Consider the following 11,695-nt stretch of genomic DNA (forward strand, 5'->3'; position numbering starts at 1 on the left):
GAGGATAGAGGGGCGGCAGACCCGGCCGGATTGGGCGGGGGGATCTGGGGCGGGATGTGCTGTGGGCGCTGGGGTTTGGGGGGTGGATAGGCGTGGGGGATGTACCGCGGTTTTTTGAGGCGATGGCGTGTTGTGGGGAGAGCGGCCCCACCCCCGCCCTCCCCGCCAGCGGGGAGGGGGTCTGTTGCTCTGGGGGGAGAGGGGGGCTTTCCGGTGGAGGGGCGCGGCGCGGTTGGCGTTTTTTCCGGAAAACTCCAAGAAACTCCAACGGCGCTGCGAGCGCCCCTGCCCTGTCAGCGTGTCTGGCCGCCGTCTACGGCGACGACGGCGCCGTTGATGAAGCTTGCCCGGTCGGACAGGAGGAAGGCGGCAGTGTCGCCGATTTCCTGCGGGGTGCCGAAGCGGTTCAGCGGCACTTCCCGCTTGATCCATTTGGCCCAGGCCTCGGCGCGCGGGCCGGTGGCGTTGCGCTCCCAGTCCCCGCCGGGGAAGATGATGTTGCCCGGCGCAATTGTATTTACCCGCACATTCGTCTTGCCGGAGAAGCGGGCAATCGAGGTGGAGAGGTGGTTCACCGCCGCCTTGGTGGCGCCGTAGATCAGCGGCGAGCCGAGCGAGGCAAGGCCCGCGATCGAGGAGATGAAGAGGAAGCTGCCGCCGCCATTGGCGGAGATGCGGGGGATGGCCGCGCGGGCGAGTCGGAAGGCGGAGTTGAGGTTCTGGTCGAGCCCGCCCTGCCATTCCTCATCGCTCACATCGAGGCCCAGCGGCGAGGGCGACAGGCCGACATTGGCGACCGCGCCGCGAATGGGGCCGAAGGCTTTCTCACAGGCTTCGACGGCGGCGTTGATACCTTCCGACTGGGTGAGGTCGCCCGCGAAGGACCAGACCTTCCCGTCGCCATAGGTGGCGGCGAACTCCTTGCGGGTTGCCTCCAGCGCCTCGGCGCCGCGCGCGGTGAGGGCGACTTTGGCCCCCTCTTCCAGCAGGCTTTTGGCGATACCATGGCCGATGCCCCGGCTGGCGCCGGCGATGAAGATGACTTTGTCGGTCAGGCTGAGATCCATGTGTTCCTCCCGTTTTTTCTGGGCTCATGCTGGCCAAGGCCGGGGGCGATGGCCAGCCCTTCCCCCGCGCGAAGCCTCTCAGCCAGGCAGTGGCTGAAGGTCTGGCGGCACCCATTCGCGGCGGGCTTCCAGGCTCAGGAGGCGCTCCCGCGTCCAATGGGTGAAGATCCAGTCTGACCGGCCGCAGGGACCGGCAAGCAAGCTGGCCAGGAGCTCGGCCCTCGTTGCCCCCGGATGGGCCGCGACATGCGCCGCGACGACCGCGAGGGAGGCAACTGTGATCGTCTCGTGATAGCCGGCCGTGTCGGTATTCTCGCCGCCGGTGGAGACATTATAGGCGCAGATGGCCGCGCGGACGGCCGGGAGGAGATCCCCGCCCCGCTCTGTCTGCATCCAGATGGCGAAGGCGAAATGGGCCGCATGGGTCCATTCTTCCTTGGGCAGCGTACAGGCCAGAACGCCGCGCGCGACGCGTTCCATCTCTTCATCCGTCATCTCAGACATTGGTTGTAATTCCTTGTTCCATAATTGAAAAACCCGCCTCGGAGGACCGGGCGGGCGCGACATTCAGCGGAGGATCGGAGGGGCCTTACCTGGCCCGGCGTTTCCCCATGCGGCCGCGCGCCGCCAGCGATTGCAGGCGGGTCTGTTGCTGGAGCGGGCGTTTGGCGCGGCACATGGGGACAAGGCGTAGGCCTGTGGCGCGCGGGCGTCAACAGCGGCGATCTTGGCAGGGCGGCGCGACTCCTGCTGTGATGGCGGGATGAGCAGTTTCTCCCTGATCATCGGCGTGGACGAGGCAGGCCGGGGCCCCTGGGCGGGGCCGGTGACGGCGGCAGCAGTGGTGCTGGATCCGGCGCGGCCCGTCGAGGGGCTGACCGATTCCAAGAAGCTGTCGGAGAAGGCGCGCGACCGGCTCGCCCCGCTGATCCGGGAGCGGGCGCTGGCCTGGGCCGTGGCCGAAGCGAGCGTGGACGAGATCGACACGCTGAACATCCGGCAGGCGACATTCCTGGCCATGCAGCGGGCAATCGCGGACATTTTCCGGACAGTTTCGGACAAATCCGGACACAGCGGGACAAGACCGGACACCGGCGCGGTCATCCTGATCGATGGCAACGCCCTGCCGGCAGACCTGCCCGCCCCGGCGCGCGCCATCATCAAGGGCGACCTGACGGAGCCTTCCATCTCGGCTGCCTCCATCCTGGCCAAGACCCACCGCGACGCGCAGATGGTCTCGCTCTGCAATTCATACCCAGGCTATGGGTTTTCCGGGCATAAGGGCTATGGCACGGCCGCCCATGCCGAGGCGCTGGCACGGCTTGGTCCGTGTGCGGTGCATCGCCAGAGCTTTGCCCCGGTGCGGGCGCTTTTAAGACACTGTTAACCGGCACCGAAGAATTTCCCGGGCAGGCTCTCATGGGGACGCGCCGCAGATGTTTCTTCTCAACTGGTTTCTTTTCGGCTGGCACACCTGGTATGGCGAAAGCGGCCAGGCCTACCGGTTCAAGATCACGCTGACACGCAAGGGCATTCCCGAGGGCGGCGGGATTTACATCTTCGTGGTGCGCCGCTTCGCCTTCTTCCTGTTCCCGCTTTACATAGGCAAGGCGACGAACTTCAAGTCGCGCCTCTACGGGCATGAGCGCTGGTGGGAAGCCTGGTGGAGGCGCGGGGCCACCGAGCGGCATGTGCTGGTCGTCCGTGGGGGGATGGACCGGGCGCGCATCGAGGAAGACCTGATCCGCCGCTATCAGCCGAAGATGAACGACATCCTCATTCCCCGAGGCGAGCTGGACGCGCCGCGCAATGCCAAGCTGCGCCGCGCCTGGCGCTGGCGCCGGTGGTGGGCGGAGTTCTTTGCCGGACTGATCGGCTTCGGCAAGCGCAAGGCGGGGTAAGCGCAGGCAAGGCCCTCACCTCCCATCGCGTTGCGATGGGCCCCTCCTCTCCCAGAGGGAGAGGGATGAAGGCGCTTATGGCAGCAGCAGGCACGCATCGCCGTAGGAGTAGAAACGATACTTTTCTGCGATGGCGTGGGCGTAGGCGGCGCGCATGATGCCGGTGCCCATCAGGGCACAGACGAGCATGAAGAGGCTGGAGCCTGGCAGGTGGAAATTCGTCATCAGCGCATCTGTGGCGCGGATGGGATCGCCGGGTTTGAGGAAAATGTCGGTTGGGCCGCTGGCCGCTTGGATGAGGCCGTCTTCGCCGGCGCAGCTTTCCAGCGTGCGCATGGCGGTGGTGCCGACCGGGACGAGGCGGGCGCCGGCCGCACGGGCAGCATTCAGGCGATCTGCCACCTCCGGCGTGACGCGGCGCCATTCCTCATGCAGACGGTTTTCGGCAAGGTGCTTTTCTTCCAGCGGCTTGAACGTGCCGAGGCCGACATGCAGGCGGACGGTTTCGCGCTTGAGGCCAGCGGCCTCAACCTCTGCCAGGAGGCGGGGCGTGAAATGCAGGCCGGCGGTGGGGGCGGCGACACTGGCGGCCTCCTCCCCGGCAAAGCGGGTCTGGTAGGTTTCGCGGTCTTTCGCATCGGCCGGGCGGCGGCGGGCGATATAGGGCGGCAGCGGCATGGCGCCGTGCGCGTCGAGCGCGGCGATCATCGCCTCGCCCTCGCAATTGAAGTTCAGGAGGATTTCCCCGCCTTCCCGGCGCGCGCCGATGGTGGCGGTAAAGCCTTCGGCGAAATGGATCTCGTCGCCTTCCTTGAGGCGGCGGCCCGGCCGGGCAAGCGCCAGCCAGAGGCAATCGCCCTGACGCTCGACCAGGTTTACGTCCACCTCGACATCGCGGCTGGCCCCGTCGCGGGCCGGGCGGACGCCCTTGAGGGCGGCGGGCAGCACGCGCGTATCATTGAAGACGAGCACATCGCCGGCGCTTAGATATTTCGGCAGATCACGAACGGTCGCGTCCTCCAGCCGGCCATCGCCATGCACGACCAGCAGGCGCGCGCTATCCTGCGGCTCAGCCGGGCGGAGCGCGATGAGATCTTCGGGAAGATCGAACTGGAAGACGGAAAGGTCCATGATGGCTTTGACCGGAAATACCGGCGCGCGGCCCCTCTATTCCAGGATGACGGCCGGAACCGGGGAAAGCTCGCAGATATTGACTTCGCCCTTTGCCTCCAGCGCAGCGCGGAAGGCATCTGTATCAGTGCGCAGGACATAGGCCTTCGGACGCTCCGCCTCCGGAAGGTCTGCGGCGATCCTTGCCGATTTCAGAATGTCCGGATCGGTGACCGACCCGTTATTCTGCTGCGAACCGGTCTTGATGGACATCACCACATCCTGGCCATCGATCACGCGGCCCCAGGAGGAGTAGAGACGATCAAGATGCGGGGAATAGCCGCGCATCAGGAAGAACTGGCCATTGGCCGAGTCCGGATCGCTGGTGCGGGCGGTGGAAACGATGCTGGCACAGTGGGGGATGGAGCTTTCGACCAGTCCGTCCACCGACATTTCAGCAAAGAAGGAAGGCTGGGTCTGGATCGGGACACCATGATAATAGCCATGCTTGGCGCTGTCTTCCGGGCCGATGGTGGCCTCCAACGGCATCTTCGCCACATCGCGGCGGAAGGTGAACTCGCCCTTCACATTCGGCTGGCCGGACTCCCTGCCCTTCAGCGCGAAGATATCCCCGCCCTGGGCCATGAAATCATCGATCACGCGGTGAAAGCTCGTGCCGTCATAATCGCCCGAACGGGTGATGGCCGCAAAATGCGCCACATGGTTTGGCGCCACTTCCGGAAAAGCCTCGATCAGGATGCGGCCTTTATTGGTGTCGAAGATGAACAGCCGCTCCGGGTCCACCGGGCGCCATTCCGGGCTGGCAGCGACATCTTCCGGCGCGTCGAACGACCAGGCGCCATCGACGGGGTCAGCGCAGGCCGGCAGGAAAAGTCCCGCCAGAGCCACCGCCGCTGCAAAGCCACGTATCTTCATTGCTTGTACTTCTCCAGCAGAGCTTTTTTCACCGACGGGGTTACGAACGGCGTGATGTCGCCGCCGAGGCTCGCGATTTCCTTGACCAGCCGCGAAGCCACCGCCTGATGACGAACATCGGCCATCAGGAAGACGGTTTCAATGTTCGGATTCAGTTGCTCGTTCATGGCCGTCATCTGGAACTCGTATTCGAAGTCCTGAACGGCGCGCAAACCGCGCACGATGATGTTGGCGTTGCACTTTTCGGCAAAGTGCATCAGCAGGCCGTGCATGGGCTGGACCTTGATCTCTGCCAGGCCCGGCCCTTTCAGCTTCTCGCACTCGTATTCGACCATGGCCACGCGCTCTGCCAGCGTGAACAGCGGCTTTTTGGCCTCATTGATGGCCACACCGATGATCAGCGTGTCCACAAGCTTCATGGCACGGCTGAAAATGTCGATATGGCCGGCTGTCGGCGGATCGAAAGTGCCGGGGTAAAGGCCGATACGATGCACGGGGCGCCTCCTCTCGTTAATTATACCGAGAGCCTTCCGCCGCGCTGCAACATCAACCCTCCGGCTTATCCATACCGCCTTCGCCGTCATCGACAAGCCGCGCCGCAGAGACAACCCGTTCGCCTTCGCCCGTGCGCAGCACCCAGACACCGCCGGTGGAGCGGCCCGCAATGCGGATCTGGTCAACCGGCGTGCGGATCAGCTGGCCGCCATCGGTGACCAGCATGACCTCGTCATCATCCCCGACCGGGAAGGACTGGGCGACCTTCTTGACCGGCCCGCCTTTCTTGTCGCGGCCCCAGATATTCTGGGCAACGAGGCCTTTTCCGCCCCGGCCGGTGACGCGGTAGTCATAGGCCGAGGAGCGCTTGCCCATGCCGTCATCGGCGACGGTGAAGATGAACTCTTCGGCCGCGCCAAGCTCGGCGATGCGCTCGGCCGACAGGGCGGCCTCGGCGACGGCTTCTTCCTCGTCGTCGGAGATTTCCTCTTCCTCGCCGGTGGCCGCGCGCCGCATGGCCGCAGCGTGCTTGAGATAGGCGCGGGCCTCTTCGGAGGTGACATCCATATGGCGCAGGATGCCCATGGAGATGACTTCATCACCGCTGGCCAGACGGATGCCGCGCACGCCGGTGGAATCCCGGCCCGCGAAGACGCGCACATCGGTCACTTCAAACCGGATGGCCTGGCCGAGCGCTGTGGTCAGCAGGACATCATCCTTCTCCGAGCAGAGCTGGACCGAGACGATGCCATCGCCTTCATCAAGCTTCATCGCGATCTTGCCGGCGCGGTTGACGCGCGTGAAATCTGCCAGGCGGTTGCGGCGGACATTGCCAGAGCGCGTGGCGAACATGACATCGAGATGTTCGGCGGCTTCTTCGCTGTCTGGCAGCGGCATGACGCTTTCGATGCGCTCATCGGCGGCCAGCGGGAAGATGTTGACCAGCGCCTTGCCGCGCGAAGTTGGCCCGCCAACGGGCAGGCGCCACACCTTCTCCTTGTAGACCATGCCGGCCGAGGAGAAGAACAGGATTTCCGTATGCGTCGTTGCCGAGAAGACGCGGACGATGAAATCCTCGTCCTTCATCGACATGCCGGAGCGGCCCTTCCCGCCCCTGTTCTGTGTACGGTAGGTCGAGAGCGGCGTGCGCTTGACATAGCCGCCATGGGTGACCGTGACGACCATATCTTCGACCTCGATGAGGTCTTCGTCGTCCATATCGACGCCGCCATCGACGAATTGCGAGCGGCGCGGCACGGCGAACTTTTCCTTCACCTCGGCGAGCTCAGCCTTGATGATGCCGAGGATGCGCGGGCGGGAGCGGAGAATGTCGAGATATTCGGCGATCTTGTCGGCGAGGCCCCGGGCTTCATTGCCGATCTCGTCACGGCCGAGGCCGGTGAGCCGGTGGAGCGGGAGGTTGAGGATCGAGCGGGCCTGCTCGTCGGAGAGGTAGATCGTGCCGTCTTCGGTGCCGCGGCGCGTGCGCCGGTCTGCGATCAGGTCGATCAGCGGGCCCATATCCTGCTGTGGCCAGGCCTTGTCGAGCAGGCGCTGGCGCGCCGTGGCCGGATCGGGCGATGTGCGGATAAGGCGGATGACTTCGTCAATGTTGGCGACGGCCAGCGCGAGGCCGACGAGGACGTGGGCGCGGTCGCGGGCCTTGCCCAGCTCATGCTTGGTGCGCCGGACGATCACTTCCTCGCGGAAGGCGATGAAGCATTCGAGCACCTTGCGCAGGTTCATCAGCTCCGGCCGGCCGCCATTCAGCGCCAGCATGTTGACTGCAAACGAGCTTTGCAGCTGGCTGAAACGGTAGAGCTGGTTGAGCACTACGTCCGCGCTGGCGTCGCGCTTGATCTCGATGACGACGCGGATGCCGTTGCGGTCAGACTCGTCGCGCAGATCCGAGATGCCCTCGATCTTCTTCTCACGGACGAGTTCGGCGATCTTGGTGATCATCGCCGCCTTGTTCACCTGGTAGGGAATCTCGCTGACGATGATCGCTTCGCGGCCATTCTTGGCCTGCTCAATATCGGTCTTTGAGCGGATGATGACACTGCCGCGCCCGGTGAGCAGCGCCTTGCGGCTGCCCGAGCGGCCCATGATCAGCGCGCCGGTGGGGAAGTCCGGCCCCGGAACGATATCGCACAGGGCTTCTTCGGAAATCTGCGGATCGTCGATCATCGCGAGCGTGGCGTCGATCACCTCGCCCAAATTGTGGGGCGGGATATTGGTGGCCATGCCGACCGCAATGCCGCCGCCGCCATTGACCAGCAGGTTCGGGAACTGCGCGGGCAGGACGACAGGCTCTTTTTCCTTGCCGTCATAGTTGTCCTGGAAGTCGACCGTATCCTTGTCGAGATCGGCGAGGAGATAGGTCGCCTCCTTCGTCATCCGGCTCTCGGTGTAACGCATGGCAGCCGGCGGGTCGTTGTCGATAGAGCCGAAGTTGCCCTGGCCATCGACCAGCGGCACGCCCATCGAGAAGGGCTGGGCCATCCGCACGAGGGCGTCATAGACCGCCGAGTCGCCGTGGGGGTGGTACTTACCGATCACGTCACCGACGATACGGGCCGATTTGGAATAGGGCTTGTCGGGCGTGTTGCCGCCCTCGTTCATGGCAAACAGGATGCGGCGGTGAACGGGCTTGAGGCCATCGCGCACATCCGGCAGGGCGCGGCTGACGATCACGCTCATCGCATAGTCGAGATAGGAGGATTTCAGCTCCGACTCGATGGAGATCGCTTCGATACCGTCCTCGGGCGGGGGTTTGCCCGCGCCATTTTCCGGGGTTTCCGGCTCGTCCGGAGGGGTGGTCGGATCGCTCATGGAAAGGCCTTCTGCATTGGTCCGGCGGACTTCAGGACGGGGCGTCCGAATCGCCATTTTTGCTGGATATGAGACTAGCAGCCGCGCCCGCCGGGGGCTACCGTCCAGATGCCTTTATTTGCAGTGAAATCCGGGCTTTCGGGCAGTTTTCCGCCCCCGGCCGGAAGGAGCCTAACATGCCAGAATCATTGAAGTTTCGCCTCTCACGGCGTGAAGCCTGCCTCGGCCTGGGCGCCGCCCTGGCAGCAACGGCCTGTGCTGGCCCCAGTGATCCAGCCGCCCGGCGGCCTCTGCCGCTGCCGGAAGGCTGGTCGATGGGCGAGGCGCTGCCCTTCCCGGTGCAGGAGATTTACCCCTGCCTGCATGACGGGGCGATCCATCTGGCGGGCGGCTTCATCGCCGAAAATGGCCGGATTACCGGGCCTACGGCGGCGCATCATGCCTGGCGGCCGGACGGGCGGGGATGGCATCCGGAAGCCTCTCTGCCCGTGGCCCGGCACCACCCTCACCTCGTGAGCTTTGCCGGGGCGCTCTATGCCCTTGGCGGGTTTCAGTCCTCCTCCCCCGCCGCGATGTGGGAGATGCAGGGCAGAGGCTGGCGCCTCAACGCCGCCGCCCAGCGCTGGGAGACGGCGCCGGCCCTGCCCCGGCCGTGTGCCGAAGCAGTGGTTCTGACAGGCGGCACGGGCGCGCTGCACCTGATGGGCGGGCGATCCCCCGCCGGAGAGGCAAACGCCGCCTGGACCGATCAGGCCGACCAGACGCACCATTTCGTGCTGACCAGCCCGGATGGACGCTGGGAGGAGGCCGCGCCCTGCCTGAGCGCGCGCAACAGCGCGGCGGGCGCCGAGATTGCCGGAAACCTGCATGTGGTGGGCGGACGCAGCGTACGCGGGGGCAATTCTGCCGAACACGAGGTCTATGATCCGCGCGAGGACCGCTGGCGCCGCGCCGCGCCGATGCCCCAGGCGCAGGGCGGGCTGGCAGCGGCGGCCGCCGGCGGCAGGCTTTACGCCTTTGGCGGGGAATTCTTCGACAATGGCGGCGGGGTCTATCCGGAAGCCTGGGTCTATGATCCGGCCCATGACAGCTGGGACGCCATCGCGCCTATGCCCAATCCCCGGCATGGCTTGGGAGCGGTCACGCTGGACGGGGCAATCCATGTGATCGGCGGCGCGCTGAAAGCGAGCGGCGTGGAGACGAGCGCGCTGGTAGAAATCTACCGGCCCTGACCCCAGAGCCGATTATCTGAAGGACACTGCAATGACGCTCGCGCTCTATGGTCACCCATTCTCCTCCTACACGCAGAAGGTGCTGATTGCCCTTTATGAGAATGCCACACCGTTTGAATTCCGCACCGTGAGTGCGGAGACACCGGAACACTCGGCAGACTGGCTGGCGCGCTGGCCCATTGGCAAGTTTCCGCTGCTGGTCGATGGCAGCCGGAACATCGCCGAGACAAGCATCATCCTCGAATATCTTCATCTCTACCATCCCGGCCCGGTGCGCCTGCTGCCGGACGATCCGAAGGCCGCGCTGGACGTGCGCTTCCTTGACCGCTTCTTTGACCTGCATGTGATGGACGCGGCCCAGCATGCCGTGAACGGCGCGCTGACGGGCGACCCGGTCAAGCGGGAGGAAGGGATCGCGCTGTCAAAAGAGAAGCTGGAGCGGGCCTATGCCTGGCTGGAAGGCGCGCTTCGGGGGCGGAGCTGGGCGGCGGGCGAGACTTTCACGATGGCAGACTGCGCGGCCTCACCGTCGCTGTTCTACGCCGATTGGGTGCATGAGATTTCAGGCGACTACGCCACCTTGCGCGCCTACCGCACGCGGCTGCTGGCCCGGCCCGCCTTTGCGCGCGTGGTGGATGAGGCGCGGTATTTCCGGCCATATTTTCCGCTCGGCGCGCCGGATCGGGATTAGGGCGAAGGCGGCAACGCCCCGATCTCGCGGAGCGCGCGCTCTACCGCCGCGCGGCGGCGGGGCGCCTCTTCCATGCCGCCGGGCATGTCCATGTTTAGGGCGAAGACGTAAGTGCCTGGCGCCGGCCCGCCCGATTGCTCCACCCAGCCGACAAACCAGCCGATATCCATCTGGCCTTCGACGCTTTTCCAGCCGGTCTTGCCGTAAAGCGTCCAGCCCTCGCCCTCTTCCAGCACCATCACCGGCACGGCCAGATCATAGCTGCGCGCCGAGAGCGGCAGCGTGCGGCGGGCGAGGCGGGAGAGGAATTCCACCTGCTCGGTCGCCGAAATGGCAAGCGGGCCTTCCAGCCAGTAGCGCGTGATGCTTTCGGGGCCGCCGATTTCAGCATTGCCATAACCGAAGCCCTGGAGGCCTTCAGTCAGGCGCGCAGCGCCGATGCGCGGCACGACGATCTGGTAGATCCAGACAGTGGAGCGCTGGAAGGCATCCCCGAAAGTCTGGTCCTCGTTCCAGCTGTCAGCGAAACGTTTCTGGCCGTCCCACTCAAACGGTTCGTCAGGGCCGGTGACGGCGCCAGCCTCATAGGCCAGCAGCGTATGGGGGATCTTTGAGGTAGAGGCCGGGGTGAACCGCTCACGGATACGCGCCCCGCCGCTGGCCCAGATCTTTTCGTCCTCCAGCCGGTAGATCACCAGCGCGGACTTTGCCGGGCTGACGCCCTCCAGCCTCAGCGCCTGTTCGACCGGGTTTTCTTCCGGCGCTGGCACGCTCCAGCCGGAACTGGCGCAGGCAGCCAGAACCGCCGCCGCAAGCATCAACAGGGCGGCCCGGAGGCGTGTTCCTGCAGAAGAGGCGGCGGCCAGCATCATTCCCTCCTCAGAACGGGATCTCGTCGTCGAGATCCTGGCTGAAGCTTTCCTTCGGGCCGCTCATCTGCTGGCGCCCGGCCCCACCGGAATAGCCCATGTCACGGTCGCGGCCACCGCCGCCAGCGCCCGCGCCGCCGCCTTCGCCGCGGCCATCCAGCATCACGAGGGTCGCATCAAAGCCCTGCAGGACAATCTCGGTCGTGTACCGGTCATTGCCGTCCTTATCCTGCCATTTGCGGGTCTGCAGCTTGCCTTCGAGATAAACCTTCGAGCCTTTTTTCAGATAATTCTGGGCAACCTTGATGAGGCCTTCGGAGAAGATGGCCACGGTGTGCCATTCGGTCTTTTCCTTGCGCTCGCCCGATGCCTTGTCGCGCCAGGTTTCCGAGGTGGCGATGCGCAGGTTGCACACCTGGCCGCCATTCTGGAACTGTTTCACTTCGGGGTCTGCCCCGAGATTGCCCACCAGAATGACCTTGTTTACCGATCCCGCCATTTGGGGCCTCCGCGCTGAAATTCTGTTTCGAGTCCGATTCGAGTTGTTCTACTCTGCTCTGCG

The 11,695-nt window shown here is 65.2% G+C and carries 12 protein-coding genes; 4 read left to right on the plus strand and 8 right to left on the minus strand.

Annotation, left to right across the window (positions count from 1 at the left end; translation table 11 throughout):
* Positions 1–293: 293 nt before the first annotated feature.
* Together C0456_RS15130 and C0456_RS15135 are read right to left on the minus strand one after the other, a co-directional pair.
* On the minus strand, positions 294–1,067 hold the full coding sequence (locus C0456_RS15130) for an SDR family oxidoreductase (RefSeq protein ID WP_291053805.1): 774 nt from the start codon (positions 1,065–1,067) through the stop codon (positions 294–296).
* A 78-nt stretch (positions 1,068–1,145) separates the two neighbouring features.
* A complete protein-coding gene (locus C0456_RS15135; protein WP_367179287.1) occupies positions 1,146–1,562 on the minus strand; it encodes a hypothetical protein in 417 nt (138 codons plus the stop codon).
* A gap of 268 nt (positions 1,563–1,830) precedes the next feature.
* On the opposite strand from C0456_RS15135, the gene C0456_RS15140 reads away from it, so the two are divergent.
* Entirely contained in the window at positions 1,831–2,454 is a 624-nt protein-coding gene (locus tag C0456_RS15140) for a ribonuclease HII (RefSeq protein ID WP_291053809.1), read from the plus strand.
* Between the two features lie 49 nt (positions 2,455–2,503).
* The gene (locus C0456_RS15145) at positions 2,504–2,968 is read left to right on the plus strand and encodes a GIY-YIG nuclease family protein (RefSeq protein ID WP_291053811.1); all 465 of its coding nucleotides are present in this window, start codon (positions 2,504–2,506) and stop codon (positions 2,966–2,968) included.
* 75 nt (positions 2,969–3,043) lie between these two features.
* Here C0456_RS15145 and queA read toward each other — a convergent pair whose 3' ends face one another.
* The 4 genes from queA to gyrA are packed head-to-tail and all read right to left on the minus strand — an operon-like array spanning position 3,044 to position 8,341.
* Positions 3,044–4,099 carry a tRNA preQ1(34) S-adenosylmethionine ribosyltransferase-isomerase QueA gene (gene queA / locus C0456_RS15150; protein ID WP_291053813.1) on the minus strand — a complete coding sequence of 352 codons (1,056 nt, stop codon included), beginning with the start codon at positions 4,097–4,099 and terminating at the stop codon, positions 3,044–3,046.
* 36 nt (positions 4,100–4,135) lie between these two features.
* The gene (locus C0456_RS15155; RefSeq protein WP_291053815.1) at positions 4,136–5,014 is read right to left on the minus strand and encodes a peptidylprolyl isomerase; all 879 of its coding nucleotides are present in this window, start codon (positions 5,012–5,014) and stop codon (positions 4,136–4,138) included.
* Complete coding sequence (coaD, locus tag C0456_RS15160; RefSeq protein ID WP_291053817.1) at positions 5,011–5,508, minus strand: pantetheine-phosphate adenylyltransferase; 498 nt, start codon at positions 5,506–5,508, stop codon at positions 5,011–5,013. The genes C0456_RS15155 and coaD overlap by 4 nt, the downstream gene beginning before the upstream one ends.
* 52 nt (positions 5,509–5,560) lie before the next feature.
* Entirely contained in the window at positions 5,561–8,341 is a 2,781-nt protein-coding gene (gene gyrA / locus C0456_RS15165) for a DNA gyrase subunit A (protein WP_291053820.1), read from the minus strand.
* 176 nt (positions 8,342–8,517) lie between these two features.
* Between gyrA and C0456_RS15170 the strand changes: the two genes are divergently transcribed.
* Positions 8,518–9,573: a kelch repeat-containing protein gene (locus C0456_RS15170; RefSeq protein WP_291053822.1), complete on the plus strand. Its 1,056-nt coding sequence runs from the start codon at positions 8,518–8,520 to the stop codon at positions 9,571–9,573.
* A gap of 31 nt (positions 9,574–9,604) precedes the next feature.
* Positions 9,605–10,264, plus strand: coding sequence for a glutathione S-transferase family protein (locus tag C0456_RS15175; RefSeq protein ID WP_291053824.1), 660 nt, complete (start codon positions 9,605–9,607; stop codon positions 10,262–10,264).
* On the opposite strand, the gene blaOXA is transcribed toward C0456_RS15175, so the two are convergent.
* Positions 10,261–11,133: an OXA-1090 family carbapenem-hydrolyzing class D beta-lactamase gene (gene blaOXA / locus C0456_RS15180; protein WP_291053826.1), complete on the minus strand. Its 873-nt coding sequence runs from the start codon at positions 11,131–11,133 to the stop codon at positions 10,261–10,263. The two genes, C0456_RS15175 and blaOXA, sit on opposite strands and share 4 nt — an antisense overlap.
* Positions 11,134–11,143: 10 nt before the next feature.
* Positions 11,144–11,632, minus strand: coding sequence for a single-stranded DNA-binding protein (gene ssb, locus C0456_RS15185; protein WP_291053828.1), 489 nt, complete (start codon positions 11,630–11,632; stop codon positions 11,144–11,146).
* Positions 11,633–11,695 lie beyond the last annotated feature (63 nt).

It is taken from the genome of Hyphomonas sp. (assembly GCF_013823385.1).
Lineage (GTDB): Bacteria > Pseudomonadota > Alphaproteobacteria > Caulobacterales > Hyphomonadaceae > Hyphomonas.